The 23,486-nt window shown below is 40.2% G+C and carries 14 protein-coding genes, 12 tRNA genes and 2 rRNA genes; 18 read left to right on the plus strand and 10 right to left on the minus strand.

The window, feature by feature from the left end:
- The first annotated feature begins 174 nt into the window (after positions 1 to 174).
- Positions 175 to 654 carry a hypothetical protein gene (locus tag PING_RS19370; protein ID WP_011769345.1) on the plus strand — a complete coding sequence of 160 codons (480 nt, stop codon included), beginning with the start codon at positions 175 to 177 and terminating at the stop codon, positions 652 to 654.
- A gap of 91 nt (positions 655 to 745) precedes the next feature.
- Here the strand turns inward: PING_RS19370 and PING_RS04950 are convergent, their stop codons facing one another.
- The 5 genes from PING_RS04950 to PING_RS04975 all read right to left on the minus strand — a co-directional run bounded on the left by PING_RS04950 (position 746) and on the right by PING_RS04975 (position 4,160).
- Positions 746 to 1,183: a DoxX family protein gene (locus PING_RS04950; protein ID WP_011769346.1), complete on the minus strand. Its 438-nt coding sequence runs from the start codon at positions 1,181 to 1,183 to the stop codon at positions 746 to 748.
- Positions 1,184 to 1,191: 8 nt separating this feature from the next.
- Positions 1,192 to 1,941: an HvfC/BufC N-terminal domain-containing protein gene (locus tag PING_RS04955; RefSeq protein ID WP_011769347.1), complete on the minus strand. Its 750-nt coding sequence runs from the start codon at positions 1,939 to 1,941 to the stop codon at positions 1,192 to 1,194.
- A 175-nt stretch (positions 1,942 to 2,116) separates the two neighbouring features.
- Positions 2,117 to 2,845 (minus strand): CAP domain-containing protein, encoded by a 729-nt coding sequence (locus PING_RS04965; protein WP_011769348.1) that lies wholly within the window; start codon positions 2,843 to 2,845, stop codon positions 2,117 to 2,119.
- Positions 2,846 to 2,945: 100 nt separating this feature from the next.
- Positions 2,946 to 3,800, minus strand: a complete 855-nt coding sequence (gene bufB / locus PING_RS04970) for an MNIO family bufferin maturase (protein ID WP_011769349.1) — start codon at positions 3,798 to 3,800, stop codon at positions 2,946 to 2,948.
- 96 nt (positions 3,801 to 3,896) lie between these two features.
- Positions 3,897 to 4,160: a BufA1 family periplasmic bufferin-type metallophore gene (locus PING_RS04975; protein WP_011769350.1), complete on the minus strand. Its 264-nt coding sequence runs from the start codon at positions 4,158 to 4,160 to the stop codon at positions 3,897 to 3,899.
- 276 nt (positions 4,161 to 4,436) lie between these two features.
- Here PING_RS04975 and PING_RS04980 point away from each other — a divergent pair, with 276 nt between their 5' ends.
- From PING_RS04980 to PING_RS21760, 14 genes are all read left to right on the plus strand, one after another.
- The gene (locus tag PING_RS04980) at positions 4,437 to 4,946 is read left to right on the plus strand and encodes a sigma-70 family RNA polymerase sigma factor (protein WP_232279428.1); all 510 of its coding nucleotides are present in this window, start codon (positions 4,437 to 4,439) and stop codon (positions 4,944 to 4,946) included.
- The gene (locus tag PING_RS04985) at positions 4,939 to 5,505 is read left to right on the plus strand and encodes a DUF3379 family protein (RefSeq protein ID WP_011769352.1); all 567 of its coding nucleotides are present in this window, start codon (positions 4,939 to 4,941) and stop codon (positions 5,503 to 5,505) included. Before PING_RS04980 ends, PING_RS04985 begins: the two co-directional genes overlap by 8 nt.
- Positions 5,506 to 5,887: 382 nt before the next feature.
- Positions 5,888 to 5,963 (plus strand) — tRNA-Asn (locus tag PING_RS04990).
- Between the two features lie 278 nt (positions 5,964 to 6,241).
- A tRNA-Asn gene (locus PING_RS04995) sits at positions 6,242 to 6,317 on the plus strand.
- A 200-nt stretch (positions 6,318 to 6,517) separates the two neighbouring features.
- Positions 6,518 to 6,593 (plus strand) — tRNA-Asn (locus tag PING_RS05000).
- A gap of 254 nt (positions 6,594 to 6,847) precedes the next feature.
- Positions 6,848 to 6,923, plus strand: a tRNA-Asn gene (locus PING_RS05005).
- Between the two features lie 965 nt (positions 6,924 to 7,888).
- Positions 7,889 to 7,965 (plus strand) — tRNA-Met (locus PING_RS05010).
- Positions 7,966 to 8,010: 45 nt separating this feature from the next.
- Positions 8,011 to 8,087, plus strand: a tRNA-Met gene (locus PING_RS05015).
- A 45-nt stretch (positions 8,088 to 8,132) separates the two neighbouring features.
- Positions 8,133 to 8,209, plus strand: a tRNA-Met gene (locus PING_RS05020).
- Between the two features lie 45 nt (positions 8,210 to 8,254).
- Positions 8,255 to 8,331, plus strand: a tRNA-Met gene (locus PING_RS05025).
- A gap of 45 nt (positions 8,332 to 8,376) precedes the next feature.
- Positions 8,377 to 8,453: transfer RNA gene (locus tag PING_RS05030), tRNA-Met, on the plus strand.
- A gap of 45 nt (positions 8,454 to 8,498) precedes the next feature.
- Positions 8,499 to 8,575, plus strand: a tRNA-Met gene (locus PING_RS05035).
- A 45-nt stretch (positions 8,576 to 8,620) separates the two neighbouring features.
- Positions 8,621 to 8,697: transfer RNA gene (locus PING_RS05040), tRNA-Met, on the plus strand.
- A 235-nt stretch (positions 8,698 to 8,932) separates the two neighbouring features.
- Positions 8,933 to 9,118 carry a helix-turn-helix domain-containing protein gene (locus PING_RS21760; RefSeq protein ID WP_198134742.1) on the plus strand — a complete coding sequence of 62 codons (186 nt, stop codon included), beginning with the start codon at positions 8,933 to 8,935 and terminating at the stop codon, positions 9,116 to 9,118.
- Positions 9,119 to 9,200: 82 nt separating this feature from the next.
- Here the strand turns inward: PING_RS21760 and PING_RS20435 are convergent, their stop codons facing one another.
- The 5 genes from PING_RS20435 to PING_RS05065 form a co-directional block, all read right to left on the minus strand.
- Positions 9,201 to 12,089 carry an EAL domain-containing protein gene (locus tag PING_RS20435; RefSeq protein WP_011769353.1) on the minus strand — a complete coding sequence of 963 codons (2,889 nt, stop codon included), beginning with the start codon at positions 12,087 to 12,089 and terminating at the stop codon, positions 9,201 to 9,203.
- A gap of 674 nt (positions 12,090 to 12,763) precedes the next feature.
- On the minus strand, positions 12,764 to 13,411 hold the full coding sequence (locus tag PING_RS05050) for a tetratricopeptide repeat protein (RefSeq protein WP_011769354.1): 648 nt from the start codon (positions 13,409 to 13,411) through the stop codon (positions 12,764 to 12,766).
- 11 nt (positions 13,412 to 13,422) lie between these two features.
- Complete coding sequence (locus PING_RS05055; RefSeq protein ID WP_011769355.1) at positions 13,423 to 14,229, minus strand: SDR family oxidoreductase; 807 nt, start codon at positions 14,227 to 14,229, stop codon at positions 13,423 to 13,425.
- Positions 14,219 to 16,450, minus strand: coding sequence for an AMP-binding protein (locus PING_RS21660; RefSeq protein ID WP_011769356.1), 2,232 nt, complete (start codon positions 16,448 to 16,450; stop codon positions 14,219 to 14,221). Before PING_RS21660 ends, PING_RS05055 begins: the two co-directional genes overlap by 11 nt.
- Complete coding sequence (locus PING_RS05065; protein ID WP_011769357.1) at positions 16,447 to 17,064, minus strand: thermostable hemolysin; 618 nt, start codon at positions 17,062 to 17,064, stop codon at positions 16,447 to 16,449. The genes PING_RS21660 and PING_RS05065 overlap by 4 nt, the downstream gene beginning before the upstream one ends.
- Positions 17,065 to 18,109: 1,045 nt before the next feature.
- Here PING_RS05065 and PING_RS05070 point away from each other — a divergent pair.
- The 3 genes from PING_RS05070 (at position 18,110) to PING_RS05080 (ending at position 23,358) form a co-directional block, all read left to right on the plus strand.
- A 16S ribosomal RNA gene (locus PING_RS05070) occupies positions 18,110 to 19,656 on the plus strand.
- 196 nt (positions 19,657 to 19,852) lie between these two features.
- A tRNA-Glu gene (locus PING_RS05075) sits at positions 19,853 to 19,928 on the plus strand.
- Positions 19,929 to 20,466: 538 nt separating this feature from the next.
- Positions 20,467 to 23,358 (plus strand): 23S ribosomal RNA (locus PING_RS05080).
- Together the 16S and 23S rRNA genes with 1 tRNA gene alongside form the textbook arrangement of a ribosomal RNA operon.
- Positions 23,359 to 23,486: the final 128 nt, after the last annotated feature.

The raw sequence follows: 23,486 nt of genomic DNA on the forward strand, positions 1-23,486 counted from the left end.
TAATAATTATCCATAAATAACTATGTGTCAGATCACTGCATACAAACATAATTATTCGCGCTAAGTTTACGTGAACATTTTTCTAATTAACAGTTGTAGGTGGATTAATTGTTAATAAACTTATTGTTTATGTTGAAAAATGCGTGTTAACCATTATTTTTATAAGGACTTTAAATGTTAACAAAAAGTAAAATTATACAATTATTATTCATGCTGATCGTTTTAGTGTCGCTTTTTATATGGCGTACTATTAATATTAAGACAGAGCAACAGATGAACATTGATTTAACCTCCACTGAACGGTCATCTGGACAGCTTGAGTGTGATTATTTGGTACCCTGTGAGTTGCTAAGCTCTCAGGGGCGCTTTTGGTTAAGTGTTGATAACCCAACTATTAAAGCAGAACAATGGATTAATTTCAGGCTTGAGAGTGATGAACAAGAGTGGCGCGTGATCGATGCCAAAATAGTGGGAAAAGAAATGTTTATGGGGCGTATTCCGGTTACTTTTGTGAAGACAGATAAAGGGTTTTTCTCTGCAAAAACCTTGGTTGGAGCCTGCACAACCCCGGCCATGATCTGGCAACTAAAAATTAACATTCTGGTAAATGGGATTAAAGATCAGCTCTTATTTGATTTTATGGTTAAAAAATAAAATTGCCTGCGCCGTCATATCCAAAAAGGTTATTACGGCTGGGATCTGTTAATTTCCAAGAATTAACCTCGAAAGATAAGCAGACTCTAAATTATTTTGCAAAAAAATGTTTCTTTAATGGCTGATCAATCGAGATTAATCCCGCTCCCCAAGCAACATTTATTAATATCATTAAGCCCCATAGCTGGTGATCATAGAAACCACCCTCCCAAAGAACCGGGTATGAGACAACGGCCATAATATTAAAAACAAATAAAATGGCCGCCATTGGGCGTGTTAATAAACCTAAAATCAGAAATATCGGCAGTAGCAACTCTGCTGCTGTTCCTAAATATGCGGCTAATTCCCAGGGTAAAAAGGGAACCTGATACTCCTCTTCAAATAGGTACAAGGTACTATCCCAGCTGGTTATTTTTAAATAACCAGATTTTAGATACACAGAGGCGACCCAAAGACGGGTGAATAACAGCAATATAGGGGTAAAGTAACATTGCATTTTGTCCACAATGAGTTGGTAAAAATTGAGCATAATGCCTCCTAGGCATTTATTAATGTAAATCCGTAAAGTAGATCTTTCTCTAATAATTGAGGCAATCCCTCAAGTAACGATTGTGGCGCTATTTGCCCCATTTTTTTTTGCTGCATAATTTGTTGCAGCAGCAGAAATTCAGCCTCACTCAACAAAATAAGTTCGACGCTAAAATTTAATTGCTTTTTAAGTGCTAAATAGCAAATTTGGTTTAAATCAGTTTCCTGTATTTGTTTGTGGATTATCATTCGGTACAAATGCTGAATGTTTTGCTTACTTGAAAATATCGATACCTGCGTAGCAATTTGAAAACTAATGTTGTCTAATTGCTCTGTTGGTATCAATTTCAGCTGCTGAAAATCAAGTGAAAGGGGTTGTAATTTTGTATTGGTTGTTTGTTCTAATAACCACTCAAAACGTGCCATTTCGGCTACATAGGGTAATGCTTTGAGTTGTTCAAGCTCATGCAAATATTCACTAAAACCGTCACCATAGGTCATCATGTTATTTTCTTGAGGGGGGTGGCGTAAAATAAACCCTCTTGCTACCGTATTAAAAAAGGTTTCACCTACCAGGGATAAGGTATGCTGGTAAGTCGCAGAGAGTGCTTCCGTTACGCCCATCACAAAATTATTACGGTATATCTGTAATAACTCATTACTGGTGAATGCTTTTTTGGGTTTAATTTGCTTAGCAATTTGATCGTTTTTATATAAAAGTGTGTCGCTAAATTGCCACTGAAGTTGTTTGATATTCATCCTTGAGACCCCGTCATTACCGTATTCTCATCGGTTGAGCGCTTGATCAAAGGCGCTGCGTATTGAATGACCAGAAGAGATCGTTGATATAGATACATTGTTAAAAAGACACTAAAGCCAAAATACTTAGCGTCTCTGTAATATATTTTGGGATATAAGTCATGCAGATAACGATTCACTCGATCCCACCTGCAAAGTCCATCACGCACACAATGCCGTAGGAAGGATGTTTGTCGCAGGCGACGCCCACTACCTTATAATCATTTTTCAGTATATTAGTGCGATGACCGCGACTTTTAACACCATCATCTATCAATAATTGAACCACGACTTCTCGTCCAGAATCTGGGCCATAGATAATATTTTCACCTATTGTATGCTGCCATTTTCCATATCTTTCAATTCTATTTTGCAGGGTTGAGCCATTATGGCTAACGTGTCCAATACCGCCATATTTAGATTGGTCAGCGGCATGATCTTGGGCCGCTAAGGTTAATTTTTTATGTGCTTTTAATGACCCTAAAGCTTTTGTGCTGCTCATTACTTTAGCTGCTTCATCAGCCGCGCTTAGACCCTCTTGTGTTTTCAGTCCGATAAAATTTTCAGCTCCACCTGGCTTTAAGTACATTTTATTATTGTAAAAAGCGCTGCGCGGAGCTATAAATTCTTGGCTATAGCGACTCGGATCTGTTCTTGCCATATTAAGGTGTAAAATTATATTTTTCTCTAATACGCTTAAATAACTTAGATCGTCTGCCGGGGTTAGTTTTTTGACTGGCCACCCAGCCGTTGGCCAGTCGATGGACGCTGATGCTGTACTAACCGTCATACTTAAGCAGATAGAAAGCCACAAGGTTTTTTGTATTAAAGAGATAGCGTCATTAAGTAAGTTAATTTTTGTCATAAATATTTTCCTTAAATCTCTTGCCTGAGTTATTTTATTAAGCGATTAAAAGTTCTGGGGAAATCTCGTTAAATAAGGTTGTTTTGCATTAGTAGAATCGTTATACATGCTTATCACTGGTGCAAAGCGATTGTTTGATATTAATCGCTTTATTATGCTCTTCTATCAAGGTACCAAGTTTGGGGATATCCAGATCCCACTCTATTAATGTCAGCGCATCTGTTTTTTTTGTCGACATGTATGTTTGGTAAATATCCCAAACAGATTGGCTTATTAAGGTGCTGTGGGTATCAATTAGCATAGTGCTATTGTTAACCTGTTTTTGAGTGAAACCTGCTAAATGAATTTCCTGCACTGTTGTATGGTCGATGATATCGAGATACTTTTCCACTGAAAATTGATGATTAGTAGCACTCACATAAACGTTATTAAGATCTAATAACAAGCCACAGCCAGTTTGCTTGACAATTTCATTGATAAACTCCGGTTCGCTCATTTCACTGTCATTATATTCTAAATAAGAAGAGGGGTTTTCTATCAGAATTTGCCTTTGTAAGTGCTCTTGAGTCTGGTTGAGGTTATTTACAAAACATGACAATGCTTTTTTCGTGTAAGGGATGGGTAATAAATCATTAAAAAAATTGCTTTGTAATGAGCTCCAACTGATGTGATCGGACACTAATACTGGTTGAAAAATATCAATAATCTGTTTAAGGTTTTGTAAATGTGTTTTACTGATGTCTTCGCTGCTGCCGATTGACAACCCAATACCGTGAAAGCTAAGAGGGTAATGAGCCGCGATTTGTTCAAGATAAAAACGGTTTTGACTGTGCGGATTAAAATAGTTTTCACTGTGCACTTCAAGAAAACCCAATGTCGGCAATTGATCTAATAGGGTCTGATAATGGGGGTGACGAAGTCCTATCCCAACAGTGCCTGCCTGTATTTTTTTCAATGTCTTTAATCCTAAAAAATGTCTATCCAAACCTCTTGCTTAGAAGTGGTTTGGATATTATTTGGCAGTTAAAAATCTCGGCATCAAATAAAAAAGTTATGCTTTTTTAGGCTCTAAAGAACCACCGCCTAATTTAGCGCACAACCCTTCAGGCACTGCAAGAAATGCATCGCCTTGATTATCAACTTTAGAAGTCCCTGCACATGAGCTTGTTTTTGTAGCGCAGTCATTTTGACCCGCCGCTGCAACGCCATAACATTTCTCTTTACCGGCGGCCATTGCGGGAGTCGAAACAAGTGCACCACCAACAGCGATCAGAGTTGAAAACGTAGCAGCTAAAGCAAGATTAGATTTTTTCATGATAGATATTCCTCTATAATAAAATTAAGCAAATGCTGAAATAGCAATTATGCATTGTTGTAGTTTCAAGTATATAAACCGAGTTATCAGAACAAAAATTTCAAAATTAGTCACTTTTCTTTAAATTTTTTAAATTAATCATTTATTTTCAAGGGGTTGTGGTGAGGTTGTTTTATAAGCATTTTTTGAAAATATAATTTTTCCTAAGAAGAGAAATAAATGAATTTATTTAATCGAAAACGAAATATAAGTTCAAAATCCTTGGTCTTTAAGGATATGAATAAAAAACAGAAACGTTATGAAGCACTCGTCAATATCTATAGCCCGGATCTTTACCGTTATGCATTTTGGATCTGTCGTGATCCTCATATAGCACAAGATTTAGTGCAGGAGACCTGCTTGCGCGCCTGGAAGAGTCTGGACAGTTTATTGGACGATAAAGCCGCTAAAGGTTGGTTATTTACCATATTACGTCGTGAAAATGCACGTCGTTTTGAACGCAAGCAGTTTTCTTTAGTCGATATCGCTGATAACGAAGTGGCGGATGATCATGATTCATCAGAAGAGATGGATAAAGAATTATTACGTCGTAAAATATTGCGCTTAGCAGATGAATATAAAGACCCTTTGTTATTGCAGCTTATCGCAGGTTTTAGCACTGAGGAAATTGCGCAGCAGCTAAATTTAAATAAAAACACCGTATTAACGCGGTTGTTTAGAGCAAAGAATTTATTAAAATCATCATTATCAGCAACAACTAAAAGTAGTGGGGTAGCACATGGATGATATATTATTTCGTCATACTGCAATTGCGACGCCGAATGACAAAAGTGACGAATTTTTGCGCAGGCAGTTTGATTCAGAGCAAGATAAAACCTTTGTTGATCAGGCAAAAAAATTTGATTTAGAGTTAGAGTCGGTATTAAACGTTGATCCGCCGGATGACATGATCGATAAAATCCTGTTAGAGCAAAGTTTTGCGATTGAAAATAAAAAGAACGTAAACCAGCGTTGGCATTTAGCTATTGCAGCATCAGTCGCTTTTATTATTGGAATAAGTTTACCACTATTAAATAATCTGAATAACTTTACTCAAGACATAGGGACAGTAGCGCTTCAACATATCCAAAAAGAGTATTCTTTTACTGAAAAAGTCAATGAAAAAGCCAAGCTCTCTACTGTCAATGCCAAGCTTGCAAGTTATGGTGGTCTGGCAAAAGATGATCTAGGCGACGTTCTTTATGTGAATCACTGTGCTTTTGACGGGAGGCCCGGATTGCATATGATTATTCAGGGTGAGCAAGGACGTATTACCGTGTTTGTTGTGCCGGATGACGATGGGTGAATAAACTCACCTGATTTTCATAATCAAAATTTTAAAGGTTTGACTGAAAAATTAGGAAAAGTAAGTTTGGTTATTGTTGGTAAAAAGAACGAACCGCTTGAAAAGATGCAACTAAAACTAAAAGAAAATATTCAGTGGCAAATATAAAAATGTATTTTTTGTTCCCATTCTTTGAGTAATAGGCAGTACTTTTGTGATTGGTTGCTTGAATTATCGGCAACCAATCTTTTTGTGCACCTTTTTTGTTGACAGTAAGTACTGCAAAAAATATACTGCGCCCGTCTTAAAGACTCCTGCATTTAATTGCATGTTGTTTTGAACAAGAGAAAAATAAAACACCTCTTGAGATTATTTAATAAAATAGTTAATCTAAAAAGACAATTCCTCTTTAGCTCAGTTGGTAGAGCAACGGACTGTTAATCCGTTTGTCGCTAGTTCAAGTCTAGCAAGGGGAGCCACATTTAGTTATTATTGCTAAGGTGATAATAACAAGTCGGAAGACTTAAAATGCTTACAACTTCTATTAGAGCAGTTGAGGCACGTTAATTAGGTTACACCGAATTAATGTAAGTAGAAGACAATTCCTCTTTAGCTCAGTTGGTAGAGCAGTTGAGGCAAGTTAATTGGGTTACACTGAATTAATGTAAGTAAAAGATAATTCCTCTTTAGCTCAGTTTGTAGAGCAGTTGAGGCACGTTAATTGGGTTACACTGAATTAATGTAAGTAAAAGATAATTCCTCTTTAGCTCAGTTGGTAGAGCAACGGACTGTTAATCCGTTTGTCGCTAGTTCAAGTCTAGCAAGGGGAGCCACATTAAGTTATTATTGATAAGGTGATAATAACGAGTCGGAAGACTTAAAATGCCTACAACTTCTATTAGAGTAGTTGAGGCACGTTAATCAGGTTACACTGAATTAATGTAAGTAAAAGACAATTCCTTTTTTGCTCAGTTTGTAGAGCAGTTGAGGCACGTTAATCAGGTTACACTGAATAATGTAAGTAAAAGACAATTCCTCTTTAGCTCAGTTGGTAGAGCAACGGACTGTTAATCCGTTTGTCGCTAGTTCAAGTCTAGCAAGGGGAGCCACATTTAGTTATTATTGCTAAAGTGATAATAAAAAGTCGGAAGACTTAAAACATACACTAGTCTATTAGCCGAGCTAATAAAGTCGCGTATGCAAAAGACAATTCCTCTTTAGCTCAGTTGGTAGAGCAGTTGAGGTACGTTAATCAGGTTACACTGAATAATGTAAATAAAAGACAATTCCTTTTTTGCTCAGTTTGTAGAGCAGTTGAGGCACGTTAATCAGGTTACACTGAATAATGTAAATAAAAGACAATTCCTCTTTAGCTCAGTTGGTAGAGCAACGGACTGTTAATCCGTTTGTCGCTAGTTCAAGTCTAGCAAGGGGAGCCACATTAAAAAAACCTAAGCTTAAATATAAGCTTAGGTTTTTTTTTGCCAAAAAATGAGAAGATTAATAAAATCCGCACTATACAAGGAAGCATTTCTTGCTGAAAGCCTAATATAAACTTCGATAATAAAGCACCAGATGGTTTACTCAAGGCAGTCTTTTGTTGTATAGCTAATCTAGCGAGCGGATCGTTGATTACAATTGCTGCTGCTCTATATTGTCCCTAGCAGTAAACGTAATGCCAGATATAAGGGAGGCTTATACAATTATGTTTATCACTTTTTGAATTGGGGCATATAAGCTTTGCATCATGCCTAGTCGCTATTGCAACTTATATATGTGCCACAAGCTTTAAAATAATTTTTACTGGTTTCATATTAATTAAGCGTAAAGAAAATTAACTCGGTGTCATTTCCGTATTAGAAAGCACTTTATTATTTGTAAAAATAAAACCTTGGATAAGATCTTCTGCTAAATCAGCACCAACACCAGTATTTTTAATTATATGGGTTTTTTAATGTTTTTTATGTACTGACAATAAGATTACCCTGCATTTGAAAGATCAGGGTGTTTAATTATCTGGTGACTGCAATCAATGCTTTTTTGTTCATTTCTACTTCAGCTAAGTAGAGCATAAAATTGATGGGTGCAGTATTTTAAAATAATTTATTTCTTATGAACTTTTGAAAGCTAATACGGCCTAATAATTTGATAAATATTTCACTTTTCATATCAAACATACCTGTGAGTTTAAATAATAAAATTAGAGTAATGAGTAGATATTATTCGGAGCATAAGGGTTTATTTCGAGAATATTATTGGTTGTGATTACTATTTAAACACTCAGTGTTAATGTATCAAATAGTGCTTGCTATAATAATGTGATCTCTATATCATTCGCCGCTCTTAAAGCTGTATATTTCATCGAAGTGATGTTTATTAACCGCCTAAGAAAAGTTAATACGGACGCGAGATGGAGCAGTCCGGTAGCTCGTTGGGCTCATAACCCGAAGGTCGTAGGTTCAAATCCTGCTCTCGCAACCAACTTTACTTGTTAAAGATTTAGAAAAAAGAAACACCAATATCGGACGCGAGATGGAGCAGTCTGGTAGCTCGTCGGGCTCATAACCCGAAGGTCGTAGGTTCAAATCCTGCTCTCGCAACCAACTTTACTTGTTAAAGATTTAGAAAAAAGAAACACCAATATCGGACGCGAGATGGAGCAGTCTGGTAGCTCGTCGGGCTCATAACCCGAAGGTCGTAGGTTCAAATCCTGCTCTCGCAACCAACTTTACTTGTTAAAGATTTAGAAAAAAGAAACACCAATATCGGACGCGAGATGGAGCAGTCTGGTAGCTCGTCGGGCTCATAACCCGAAGGTCGTAGGTTCAAATCCTGCTCTCGCAACCAACTTTACTTGTTAAAGATTTAGAAAAAAGAAACACCAATATCGGACGCGAGATGGAGCAGTCTGGTAGCTCGTCGGGCTCATAACCCGAAGGTCGTAGGTTCAAATCCTGCTCTCGCAACCAACTTTACTTGTTAGAGATTTAGAAAAAAGAAATACCAATATCGGACGCGAGATGGAGCAGTCTGGTAGCTCGTCGGGCTCATAACCCGAAGGTCGTAGGTTCAAATCCTGCTCTCGCAACCAACTTTACTTGTTAAAGATTTAGAAAAAAGAAATACCAATATCGGACGCGAGATGGAGCAGTCTGGTAGCTCGTCGGGCTCATAACCCGAAGGTCGTAGGTTCAAATCCTGCTCTCGCAACCAACTTTAAAATGTTTAAAAGAAAGAGTTCATCGGGCTCAACTCTTATAAACACTAGCGAAGGTCTTAGGTTCAAATCCTGCTCTGGCAACCAATTCATATTCTAATTTAAATCCCCCGAAAAAAAATACAATAAAAAATGCTAACTATTCTAAATTTTGTCTTTTTCGTAAATACTGTTTTCTAATTTTTATAGCGATAAATAATTAGATTATATCCAATAGATGATCAGGCTTTGTTGCTAACAAAAACATGTGGCTGTGTACGCTTTGTTTATGACCGAATTTTGAAAATTTGCAGCGATGCTTACTATAAAGATAGTACGAGCATTAACTATTCAGTTTTGAGTAAAATACTGGCGAACCTTAGAAAAGATCCTAAGTTCGTCTGGTTGAAAGAAGTCGCATCTTTATCACCACAGTAAACAGTCTTTACCAACTTTTTGGGATGTACTAAACCTTTAAAAATAAAAATGCTCGTCAGTTATTCCACTTAGTGGGTGACGACTAATAATCTCCTTCAAAGTCAGCTTGCTGATTTAGCGGAGGGGAAGTCAAATCATGATTATGTCGGAACTGTTCAAACTCCACAGAAGGAAGCGGTTTGCTGAAATAGTATCCTTGTACCTCATGACATCCATGTAGCCGCAAGAAGGCTAACTGTTCGGCAGTTTCGACGCCTTCTGCAATAGTTTGTAATCCTAGGTTGCTTGCCATATCTATGATGGCACTGACAATAGCGCGGTCGTCAGGATCATTTGAAATATCACGTATAAAGGATTGATCTATCTTCAGTTTGTATACTTTGAACTTTTTCAGATAGCTTAGAGAAGAATATCCTGTACCAAAATCATCGATGGACATGCGGATTCCCTGCTCGTGAAACGTATTCATAACATTAATCACAGACTCCGGATCATGCATCGTAACCGCTTCGGTCAGTTCCAATTCCAGATATTCGTTTGGCAATTGTACTTCGGCCAGAATGTCGGTGATCAGAGTCAGTAAGTTTTTCTGTCTAAACTGCACTACAGATAAATTTACTGCGATTATCATGGGAGTAAATCCGTCGTCCATCCAGTTTTTTGTTTGCCTTATCGCGGTGCGAAGAACCCATTCCCCAATCTCAATAATTTGACCGCTACTTTCTGCTATTGGGATAAATTCAGCAGGAGAGATCATTCCAAGTTCTGGATGATGCCATCTTAATAAGGCTTCAGCCCCTATAATTTGTCCGTTAGATGTTGAAATTTGTGGCTGATAATATAGTTGCAGTTCATTACGTTTTAGTGCATGGCGCAGTGCATTTTCCAATTGCAGGTTACGGGATGCACTTAACTGCATCTCCGGTGTAACGAAATGAAAACCGTTGCGACTGTCATTCTTGACCCTGTACATAGCAGTCTCGGCATTTTTTAGCAGTGTTTTGAAATCGTTACCGTCATTTGGATAGATAGCAATCCCGATTGAAGGCGTTATAGTCAGCTCATTGTGTTCAACGACAGAAGCTTTGGAAATTTCTTGAATCAGAGTTGTGGCAATATGCATTGCCGCATTCGCATCGGTATTAGGGAAAAGCATAATAAATTCGTCACCTCCCAAACGCGACACGGTATCTACTTCCCGAATTGCTTTCTTGATTCGTTTTGCGATCTTTATTAATACTTGATCGCCAACAGTATGTCCTAAAGAATCGTTGATATTTTTGAAATTATCGAGATCCAGGAACATCACCGTTAAAGGTTGATGATTGCTTTGTGCCATATTAAGCCGGTATTTAACCTGAGCTTGCAGCATACGACGGTTTGGTAATCCCGTGAGCTGATCGAAATAAGCGAGGTTTTCAGTATAGGCTTCAGCCTTCTTTTTTTCAGTAATGTCTTCTTTGATAGCCACATAGTTGGTTATTTTGCCATCAGCTTGTTTTACGGGCGTGATGGTAGCCGATTCGATATAGATACTTTTGTCTTTGCGGCGATTTATAATTTCACCATGCCATATGTCACCGCGTGTCAAATGGGCCCACATCTCTTTAAAGGTTGTTTGCGGTGTTTTACCTGATTTCAATATACGAGGGTTTTGACCAAGTACTTCATCCCGACTGTATCCGGTTACCTTTATAAACATATTATTAACATATTCAATCTTGCCATCAAGATCGGTAATAACAATAGAATTTGGGCTTTGTTCAACAGCTAATGAGAGTTTGAGCAGCGAATCAGAAGCACGTTTTTGTTCCGTGATATCTTGAACAGTGCCGACCATTTTTACAGGTAACCCATCGTTATCAAATTCAAGTTTTCCTAGACCATGAAGCCAGCGTATAGATTGGTCAGTCTGACGTACAATACGATATTCTTTGTCGAAGGGTTTACCCTTGGCAAGCACTTCATTTTTCAAATAGTCATCCATTTTGATACGATCATCAGGGTGAACGATAAGAGTCCATCCTTCTGTTGAATGATTATAAGATTGATCTATTCCGAATAACTCATCCAGTATCTCTGAACTTGTCCATATTCCTGTTTTAAAATTAAGAAGATAACTTCCTAATCCCGCAATTCTTTGATACCTTTTGAGTTTATATGTTTGTTTGATCAACTCTGCCCGCTGTATTACCCCATATAGAACCAGTTTATATATACTTTTTAACAGTCCTATTAGCACCAATATATAACTGATTTTTTTCAATAAGTGCGCAGCGTCGAATTCAATATCAAACAAGACCTCTGAAGAAGACATGAAAACAATCTGTGATATCACGCTGACAATTAATGAAAGCGTAAGCCAATATTCAAAAATATCCTTTTTCCAGTTTCCTTTAACAAGATAGCCGCAGAGCGCTAATGAGAAAAACAATCCTGGTACCCATTCCGCCATCCTGTGAAATATAAATTCCGTATTATACGCATTAGAAAGCGGGACAAATGCAAAAAACAGGAATGTTGTGAGGGTACTGAGGGAAGCAAAAGTATAAAGGTGCCTTTCATTTATAGTAGTGCTGTGCATATATCTAAAATGGATATAACTCCAAAAGAGAAATATTGATAAAAACAGCCTGGACGCTATCCAGCTCCAGGGAATAAGGGACGAAGGTATACTGGGAAAATATTCAGCAAAAAAGAGGGAGGTGACTATTGCGTGATAGCCATCTAAAAAAGCGGTTCCAAAGAAACCAACCGCTATTAATAAAAATAATTGATTACTTTTGTTTGTGTGGTAGTGAATAAAGGATAATATTCCAACAAACAGTGCTAATAACGTAGCAATTATTTCCATGAAAGTATGAAGATGAGTGCTTCCATGCCACTCTATCGATCTGAGTAGGGGGTAGGACAAGAACAGAAGTATGGTTACAAGAATAAAGTTATATTTTCTTTTACTCTCTAGAGTCATCTCTACAGCCTTTTTATTTTTTTAGTTGCTACATTGATCCGAAGGCTATCGCCTCGCTTGAAAAAGGGATCTTAGCGCCATATTTATGAGTTGATTATATAACACATTTCCTTCTTAAACTGTTTGATAAAATAGAACCTTATTTCTGTCACTTTGTTTTGAGCACCATCTGCTAAGTTCAAAATCAGTCGCATATTGATGAGTGAATTGACGCATATTCAGCCTGTCTAATTAAATTATGTCTATTGTATTTTTATTCTATCCTATCTTAATAAAAAATTTTAATAATTAATAATTTCAAATCATTGTATATAAGCCTTTTAAGCAGGCTTTATAGAAAGTATCACAACCGTTAGATGACTATTTTCCAGCGTAAGATTAAAAAGCATCGGTGTGGCTTATCCCGCCAAGCACTCGGCAACAAGCAAAGTAAATGCGAAGATTTAAATCACCAAGATTTCTAAGTTGTGATGGTGTTGTGAGGCTAGGTTGTGATTTATTTAAAGCCAAAACAGGACATGTTAAGTGTTGCTGAATGGGGTAGGGGCATTAAAATTTAGCTTCTTAAAATCAAGGTAATTGATTTTAAGAAGCTAAATCAGAATATTAATCTGTGCTATAACCACCGCGACTGAATGTAAGTAAAGCATCATTTTTAGCTAATAATAGCCGCACTAATTTTCTAATTCCTTAAGTTTATTGGCAATTTCTTGCAAACGACCTTTATCGGCTAATGGGCGAGCAGGGCGTAATGATGCAAGTAGAGCTTTTTTAAAGTGTGCAATGGCTTCTTTTTTTCTACCGTTTTGCGCTAAAAAATCAGCGTAAAAATAGTTTGGGTCAATACCATTAGGATTGATTGCTAACGCTTTTTTAAGCATTACTTCCGCTTTTTTATCATTGCCGAAACCAATTGGCCAACCTGGTACTTGATAGTATAACGAACCTAAGCTGGTATATGCGGAGCCCTCAAGCACTGCTGGATTGACTGCAATCACCTCTTCTAATAATTGTTTTGATTTTTTGACTAATGATAATGCACCTAAGCCACCTTTTGCGCCAGCCAATGAACTATTATTAATCGCTAACCATATTTTTAGCTTGCTACTTGCAGGCGTGATTTTTAATGCATTTTCATTGGCGATGATGACTTTTTCCAGACAACTGATCTTAAGATCTTTTTCGACCAGATTGTATTGGCAGCTGGCCCATTCATGTTGAATATTGAGCAAAGTACCCGCTACTGTTTGTGCTGCTGTAAAACTGCTGCCTAATAACAGTGCGAAGCCCAGTAGTGATATTGTAAAATTTGTAGTTTTCATCCTATTTTCCTTTATTCATTAATGTCAGAAAGACTTTTGTTCAGATGTTTTTTTTGTTTGTGGATAGAGGAAGCGACTAAGCTTGGAAATAGTTGATTAATTCGTACAAATAATTTTTCAGGCCAGCCAATCCAGCACACTTTTTGCTCTGTTTGCAGCGTTTTTAATATCTGCTTGGCGACGGCCTTGGGGCTATCGGTGCTGTTACCTAATTTTTTATTAAGCGCAGTCACGCGTTGATCATTTAAATCGGTGTCCGTGGCACGTGGTGCGACGAATAATACTTGTCGCCCGGTATCCTTTAATTCGCGTTGCATTGCTTCACTAAAACGATGTAAAGCCGCTTTTGTTGCGCAGTAAGTGGCATAACCCGGATAACCGATAGCGGCAAAGGTGGATCCAATATTTAAAATAATGCCCGGATAACTTAACCAGGTCAGAGAGAGTTTAGTCAATTGCATTGGCGCGCTGATATTAACCGCAATCTCTTGCTCAATAGAGGTTAAGGTCCGTTGCGTGAGATAATCAAAAGTATTACAGCCTGCATTGTTAATGACGATATCAATAGGGATGCCTTCTTGTATATATAACTGGCACTCCTTATCAACGGCTTTAATACCTTCTGCGCAGCCGATATCTGCTGCGATAGATAAATAATTACTGCTGTGCGGCAAGTCATCAATGAGTTGATCAAGTTTAGCCTGTTCTCGGCCGACTAAGATTAAGTGGCAACCAGCCTCAACCAATGCCAGGGAAAGAGCGCGACCAATACCGCCTGTTGCCCCCGTTAATAACACGCGTTTATCTTTAAGCTTCATGGCAGAACTCGCTTTGCTGAATCTGTTCAATAGCATTCGATGAGAGATCGTTTAACATTTCACCGTAAAGTTTGAAGACCATATTTGCACCGTCAATAATCGCCTGTTGGTCATTTTTGTCGGTAATCTTATTCATTAAGGAAGCAAATAACTTAATGTGCTTTTGATCTAATGTACTGTGTGACGTGAGGTAACTCATTGCAGTATCAGGTAAATCCAACTTATGTTGTACTAATTCAGCTATTTTTCCACCGACATTGACACTGGTGCCTTCCAATACCCAGACCATCCCTAGAAATGCCAATGGGTTTTTGCGATCGATTTGATGGTAAAGGTAAGCCACCATTAGTTCCATAGCCGTACCAATCTTGCCGACTCCTTCGTTATTACGCACTATTTCAGCATCAAAACCACAGGCTGTGATATCGTTTAAGATCCATTCTTGATGGCCTTTTTCTTCTTCAATATATTGTGCCAATGCATAACGTAACCATTCGTAATCTTCACATAAACGTGAACCGCAAGCCATTAACAATGGCACCGTCTGTTTTACATGATGGTAAGCCTGGGTTAAAAAGGCATGGTAAGTTTGCAGTGAAATTTCACCACGCTGGCAAGCCGCAAAAATAGGTGACTGGTACATCACCTGCTGCTCTTTTGCGGTTGCTTGTTGCAATACGCTGAAAAAATCACTTGTTTGCTGCATTGTCTTATCCTTAATTGAAATCAGAGTCATAGTCGGGTCGTTCGTTGTCGATTGAGACTCTGAATGTTGTATAACAGGCGTAAATTTTTTATTGAAATTAGCGCGAATAGGGCGGCCATTAGCAGTGACCAATCCCTCATAATCCGCAAAGGGTCGGGTAATAATAAGAGTGTGTATTTGTGCATAATCGGGTAAACTATTATTTAGTTTTTTAACCGCAGCGATAATCTCTTGCTGGTCAATATGCGAGTTATCAATTACTGCTGTTAGTGCTTGTTGTGCATCACCCATCACTACTATCTGCTGTAATTCAGGGTAAGCGCGTGCTTCTGATTCAATCCATTCAGGGGAAATATTTCGTCCATAACTGCTGATCAACAAGTTACTTTTACGGCCGGTAATATGCAGATAATTGTGCTCATCAAGATAACCAATATCGCCGGTTTTAATCACCGTGCCGCTGGCTGCCTGACCAAGATAACCCAGCATAGATGCACCCGTTACCCGTATTTCTCCATCATTGGCAACCTCTACTTTGCAATGACCTAATGCTTGACCACAGCTACCCAATTTAGTATTTATGTGAGAGTTTAAGCTCACCACCGAACCACACTCCGATAAGCCATAACCTTCATAAGCAGGAATACCAAGTGCAAAAGCTCGCTGCATTATTTTTTCTGAAACTTGGGCGCCGCCTACCGCAACAAATTTAAGCCCACTGACCAGTTGTGGTTGTCGTGTTTTTATTTGAATCAAAGCCTGCAATAAAGCCGGTGTTAATACTAAGCTGTGCGGTTGATGAGTCATTAGCGCCTGGCAGAAAATAGCCGGATCAAATTGACTTGAACCCATTAAGCCGACCTTTTCTCCTGGATGGATCACACTGCAAAGACCCATTTGTAACGGCACATAAATACCCGTCAGGTTTTCCAGTAAGGTCGATAAAGGTAATAATACTAAGTGACGTAATGGTTTATTATCGCCGTTGATGGTGTTGATTAATGACTGCGTCACCTCCCCTAAATGTGCCTGGCTTAAGCACACACCTTTTGGCGATCCGGTTGAACCAGACGTAAAGGTTATTTTGGCTGTCCCTGTAAATAAGGGGGCAGTATTTTTAGCGGGGATCACTTTATAACCGCTAAGGTATGCGAAGGGGATTGATGCGCTGTTGCTGATATGTGGCCAATCGCCAATCAAAGTATCAATGCCGACCGAGTTTAAAATATGTCTGACTTGCTGCTCAGTAAAAAACATTGGGATAGGAATAATCGGGATCTTCGCTAATAGCGTGGCTAAATCAATGATTGCCCAATCAATGCTGTTTTCCGCGCGTAATGCGATACATTGGCAATCATTGTCGATCAATTGTTGCTCAGTCCTTTTAATCTCCTGCCATAATTGCAGATAAGTTAACTCTACCAATTCGGCGCTACGTGCTGAACTGCCTTGTAATGCAATGTTATTTGGCGTGTTATGTGCGAAATATTCAATTTTTTTTAATAACCTTTTCATGAGATTTTCACTCGCGATTGGCGGCTAGAGATTTCATCATAACGTTGGATTAATTGTGCTAAGCCCGCTTTTAAATTACCTGCCGATACACGGGGCTGTGTATGGTAATAAGTGCCCCAAGTCGTTTGTGCATTATTGATGTTTTGTTGATCGGCATTACCGAGTACGGCAGGTTTTAACCCTAAATGCACCATCATTACATACAAGGGATCCGTTGCAGTGAATATGCACCACTCAAAACCCTGCTCAATAAGGTGTTTGGCCATTAATAAAAAATGCCATGGTGAAATACCTTTAGAGAAGCTTGCCAGTTGACCAAATTCAATTAAGGTGGAACGCACAATAGGCTGTGAAAATTGCCCGCTCATTATCTGCTCTGCCGGCTTCGTTAAATACTGTTCAAGAAAAAGAGGCTCCTGACTGGCAATACGATAACCACAAACCGAAAGTAATTCGTTTTTTTCAGAATAAACGCCTAAAAAAGTAGGCATAAACTCTGTGATATGAGCGTCAAATGCCAGCAAATATCGAGATGCGACGTATTGCTCTACTTTTTGACGTAACGGATGTGATTTGTTAATAACTTTTAATGTCACGAGTTCTTTTGGTTTCATTGTAGTGCCCTCTTAACGACCTTTTCACTCACTTTAGGCATCAAGACTTAATAAACACTTAAGAAAAATAAAAATTAGGATTTTTATGCAAAAATTGTAACTACTTAGGGGAGGGGATAAAAGAAAGGAGCAATGGATTAGGATGTGTTTATCTGTCGATGTTTTTTGCAGTAATTCGTAGATTCTTTATAACAAGGAAAATCTTATGCGAACGAAGACAGAGATAGAAGGTAACAGGTAAATAGGAAATGGAAAAAACGCAATCAGATACCAGAATGTAATACCAGCGTATGCATAACGGCCGACTAAATGAAATTAGCTTCTAAATTCTTATAGTTAAGATGGTTCGCCAGACTAATAATTAGAATGGCATCATTCGAATTCCCTTCTTTAATAGTCAATTTCTAAGAAAAGCCCCTATATACCTGTTATTAATGAAACTTAGATAAGAACAACTCGTTAATAGAAAGAAAAAAGCAGGATAATGTTTATTTAAAGAAACAAAAAAATGCAGATTTCTGTTTAAATAGTCTGTTTTTAAAACGGTTTGTTTGTTAATTAATCGTTCGCGTATTTTATTGAAATAATAGTCATTAAAGCCCTTGCCAATGTACTTTAAATCCCTATAATGCGCCCCACGGAAACGGGAAAGACGCAAGTCAATCCGGTTACTTAGAACGAAAGAGGTTAAGTTTTTAATAACGTATCACGTTGATTGAAAATATTAAAAATAACCATTGACATCGTTTGCAGGTAGCGTAATATACGCACCTCGCCGAAAGGCGCGCTCTTTAACAATTTAATCAAACAATCTGTGTGGACACTTATTGTTGATGTGATTTCAAAAAATCAAAGTCCTTTCTTGTAAAGGCAGTAACTTTTTACTTCGTAAATAGCTTACTCATCAATAAAAGTGACACACGAATAAATTTATTTATTCAGAATAATAAGTTATTCATTGTTTTTATACTTAGGTATTGAAATAAAGAGTAATTAGTTTTAGTCAGTTATATTGAGTCGCAGCGCAAGCTGCAAATTAAACTTTAAATTGAAGAGTTTGATCATGGCTCAGATTGAACGCTGGCGGCAGGCTTAACACATGCAAGTCGAACGGTAACAGAGAATAGCTTGCTATTTTGCTGACGAGTGGCGGACGGGTGAGTAATGCTTGGGAATTTGCCTTGTTGCGGGGGACAACAGTTGGAAACGACTGCTAATACCGCATAATGTCTCCGGACCAAAGGTGGCCTCTATTTATATGCTATCGCGACAAGATGAGCCCAAGTGGGATTAGCTAGTTGGTAAGGTAATGGCTTACCAAGGCGTCGATCCCTAGCTGGTCTTAGAGGATGACCAGCCACACTGGAACTGAGACACGGTCCAGACTCCTACGGGAGGCAGCAGTGGGGAATATTGCACAATGGAGGAAACTCTGATGCAGCCATGCCGCGTGTGTGAAGAAGGCTTTCGGGTTGTAAAGCACTTTCAGCGAGGAGGAAAGGGTAATGGTTAATATCCATTATCTGTGACGTTACTCGCAGAAGAAGCACCGGCTAACTCCGTGCCAGCAGCCGCGGTAATACGGAGGGTGCGAGCGTTAATCGGAATTACTGGGCGTAAAGCGCGCGTAGGCGGTTAATTAAGTCAGATGTGAAAGCCCAGGGCTCAACCTTGGAACTGCATTTGAAACTGGTTAACTAGAGTTTTGTAGAGGGTGGTAGAATTTCAGGTGTAGCGGTGAAATGCGTAGAGATCTGAAGGAATACCAGTGGCGAAGGCGGCCACCTGGACAAAGACTGACGCTGAGGCGCGAAGGCGTGGGGAGCAAACGGGATTAGATACCCCGGTAGTCCACGCAGTAAACGATGTCTATTAGAAGTTTGTGGCTATATGCCGTGGGTTTCAAAGCTAACGCATTAAATAGACCGCCTGGGGAGTACGGCCGCAAGGTTAAAACTCAAATGAATTGACGGGGGCCCGCACAAGCGGTGGAGCATGTGGTTTAATTCGATGCAACGCGAAGAACCTTACCATCCCTTGACATCCAGAGAATCTGTTAGAGATAGTAGAGTGCCTTCGGGAACTCTGAGACAGGTGCTGCATGGCTGTCGTCAGCTCGTGTTGTGAAATGTTGGGTTAAGTCCCGCAACGAGCGCAACCCTTATCCTTAGTTGCCAGCACGTAATGGTGGGAACTCTAGGGAGACTGCCGGTGATAAACCGGAGGAAGGTGGGGACGACGTCAAGTCATCATGGCCCTTACGGGATGGGCTACACACGTGCTACAATGGCAAATACAAAGGGTTGCTAGCCTGCGAAGGTATGCGAATCTCATAAAGTTTGTCGTAGTCCGGATCGGAGTCTGCAACTCGACTCCGTGAAGTTGGAATCGCTAGTAATCGTGGATCAGAATGCCACGGTGAATACGTTCCCGGGCCTTGTACACACCGCCCGTCACACCATGGGAGTGGGCTGCACCAGAAGTCATTAGCTTAACCTTTCGGGGATGGCGATGACCACGGTGTGGTTCATGACTGGGGTGAAGTCGTAACAAGGTAGCCCTAGGGGAACCTGGGGCTGGATCACCTCCTTACGTAAAGAGACACATCAGTTAACTCGCTTGCGAATTAATACATCGAAGACTTGCTTGCAAGTGCTTCACAGTACAAGCCTTTCGGCGATTTTGCTCTGCAAATTCACCTTTCGGCATCACTATTTGCTACGCAAATAATGATTGAGTGTTCACACAGATTGTTTGATTAGAATGATAAAGCGCAAGTAGTTTCTATGTCCCCATCGTCTAGAGGCCTAGGACACCGCCCTTTCACGGCGGTAACAGGGGTTCAAATCCCCTTGGGGATACCACTACAATAAAAAAAGATTATTAATCTTTTTTTACTACTCTTGGTAGCTACAACAAATTTACGTATTAATTGAAAGATACTTAATAAAGATTCTTTTAGAATATTTATTAAGTGTTTTTTTAACACTGCTCTTTAACAATTAGGAAAGCTGATAAAAGTTCTTTTTATCACACAATAACAATGGCACTCAGGTGTTGATTGGTGTGGTAAATTAAACGAAAAGTTTGTATTTCACACAGTGAAATATAAACAGTTCTCGTTTATTAACACTTAGGTGTTAGTAAATGAATCAAGCAAAAATAAATATTATTCAAACTGATACTTTGGATAATGTACGTATCTATTGAGTGATTGTTAATTCAATTATTCTTAGGTGCACGAAAAACGAATGTTGTTTTTTGTATTGTAAAATATGAGAAATCGCAAGCGTCTTGGAAACTCAAATAAATACAAAATCTAGATTTTGTTGTCTTATGTGTTTTTTGAATGTTATTAACATTCATAAAAACGCTTAAAGTGACACATTTTAGGTGTTGTATGGTTAAGTGAATAAGCGTGCACGGTGGATGCCTAGGCAATTAGAGGCGATGAAGGACGTGGTAATCTGCGATAAGTCCAGGGGAGTTGATAACAAGCGTTATATCCTGGAATTTCCGAATGGGGCAACCCGGCACTTAGTGTCATCGTTAAGTGAATACATAGCTTAACGAAGCGAACGAGGGGAACTGAAACATCTAAGTACCCTTAGGAAAAGAAATCAACCGAGATTCCGATAGTAGCGGCGAGCGAAATTGGAACAGCCCTTAAGCTGTTTAAAAGTTAGTGGAAGGCTCTGGAAAGTGCCGCGATACAGGGTGATAGCCCCGTACACAAAAACTTCTTTACAGTGAAAGCGAGTAGGTCGGGACACGAGAAATCCTGACTGAATATGGGGGGACCATCCTCCAAGGCTAAATACTCCTAATTGACCGATAGTGAACCAGTACCGTGAGGGAAAGGCGAAAAGAACCCCTGTGAGGGGAGTGAAATAGAACCTGAAACCGTGTACGTACAAGCAGTAGGAGCGGACATTGTGTTCCGTGACTGCGTACCTTTTGTATAATGGGTCAACGACTTAATTTCAGTAGCAAGGTTAACCAAATAGGGGAGCCGTAGGGAAACCGAGTCTTAACTGGGCGAATAGTTGCTGGGATTAGACCCGAAACTTGGTGATCTAGCCATGAGCAGGTTGAAGGTTGAGTAACATCAACTGGAGGACCGAACCCACTAATGTTGAAAAATTAGGGGATGACTTGTGGCTGGGGGTGAAAGGCCAATCAAACCAAGAGATAGCTGGTTCTCCTCGAAAGCTATTTAGGTAGCGCCTCGTGTATCACTGTTGGGGGTAGAGCACTGTTTGGGCTAGGGGGTCATCCCGACTTACCAACCCCATGCAAACTCCGAATACCAACAAGTGCAATCACGGGAGACACACGGCGGGTGCTAACGTCCGTCGTGGAAAGGGAAACAACCCAGACCGCCAGCTAAGGTCCCTAAGTATATGTTAAGTGGGAAACGATGTGGAAAGGCTCAGACAGCTAGGAAGTTGGCTTAGAAGCAGCCATCTTTTAAAGAAAGCGTAATAGCTCACTAGTCGAGTCGGTCTGCGCGGAAGATTTAACGGGGCTAAACATATCACCGAAGCTGCGGATGCTTATTTATAGGCATGGTAGAGGAGCGTTCTGTAAGCCGTCGAAGGGAAAGGTGTAAACCATCCTGGAGGTATCAGAAGTGCGAATGTTGACATGAGTAACGATAAGGGAGGTGAAAAACCTCCCCGCCGGAAGACCAAGGGTTCCTGTCCAACGTTAATCGGGGCAGGGTGAGTCGACCCCTAAGGCGAGGCCGAAAGGCGTAGTCGATGGGAAACGGGTTAATATTCCCGTACCCTTTATTATTGCGATGGGAGGACGGAGAAGGCTAGGTGGGCCTGGCGATGGTTGTCCAGGTTCAAGTGCGTAGGCGGGAGACTTAGGTAAATCCGGGTTTCTTTTAACGCTGAGACACGATGTCGAGTCACCAAGGTGATGAAGTCATTGATGCCATGCTTCCAGGAAAAGTCTCTAAGCTTCAGATAATAGAGGATCGTACCCCAAACCGACACAGGTGGTCAGGTAGAGAATACTAAGGCGCTTGAGAGAACTCGGGTGAAGGAACTAGGCAAAATGGTACCGTAACTTCGGGAGAAGGTACGCCTCCGACGGTGACGAGACTTGCTCTCTGAGCTGTTGGAGGCCGAAGATACCAGATGGCTGCAACTGTTTATTAAAAACACAGCACTCTGCTAAATCGTAAGATGACGTATAGGGTGTGACGCCTGCCCGGTGCCGGAAGGTTAATTGATGAGGTTAGACTTAGGTCGAAGCTTTTGATCGAAGCCCCGGTAAACGGCGGCCGTAACTATAACGGTCCTAAGGTAGCGAAATTCCTTGTCGGGTAAGTTCCGACCTGCACGAATGGCGTAATGATGGCCATGCTGTCTCCACCCGAGACTCAGTGAAGTTGAAATCGCAGTGAAGATGCTGCGTCCCCGCGGCTAGACGGAAAGACCCCGTGAACCTTTACTACAGCTTAGCAGTGAACTTAGAGCCTACATGTGTAGGATAGGTGGGAGGCTTTGAAGCGTTGTCGCTAGATGACGTGGAGCCAACCTTGAAATACCACCCTTGTATGTTTTGAGTTCTAACCATGGCCCCTGAATCGGGGTTTGGGACACTGTTTGGTGGGTAGTTTGACTGGGGCGGTCTCCTCCTAAAGAGTAACGGAGGAGTACGAAGGTTGGCTAATCACGGTCGGACATCGTGAGGTTAGTACAATGGTATAAGCCAGCTTAACTGCGAGACAGACACGTCGAGCAGGTACGAAAGTAGGTCATAGTGATCCGGTGGTTCTGAATGGAAGGGCCATCGCTCAACGGATAAAAGGTACTCCGGGGATAACAGGCTGATACCGCCCAAGAGTTCATATCGACGGCGGTGTTTGGCACCTCGATGTCGGCTCATCACATCCTGGGGCTGAAGTCGGTCCCAAGGGTATGGCTGTTCGCCATTTAAAGTGGTACGCGAGCTGGGTTTAGAACGTCGTGAGACAGTTCGGTCCCTATCTGCCGTGGGCGTTTGAGAATTGAGAGGAGCTGCTCCTAGTACGAGAGGACCGGAGTGGACGAACCGCTGGTGTTCGGGTTGTATCGCCAGATGCATTGCCCGGTAGCTACGTTCGGAATCGATAACCGCTGAAAGCATCTAAGCGGGAAGCGAGCCTCGAGATGAGTTCTCACTGGAGCTTTAAGCTCCCTAAAGGGCCGTTGGAGACTACAACGTTGATAGGCAAGGTGTGTAAGTGCAGTAATGTATTGAGCTAACTTGTACTAATTACCCGTGAGGCTTAACCATACAACACCTAAAGCGTGTTGGACTGACCCAATAGGCGATGAGTGTCAGAGAATGTTATTAACATTCTCTTTGAAAACTCAAGTTAGGTTAGTGTGTAACCAAGAAAATATGCTTGCGAAACATATTTT

Origin of the sequence: Psychromonas ingrahamii 37 (assembly GCF_000015285.1) — a bacterium.
Lineage (GTDB): Bacteria > Pseudomonadota > Gammaproteobacteria > Enterobacterales > Psychromonadaceae > Psychromonas > Psychromonas ingrahamii.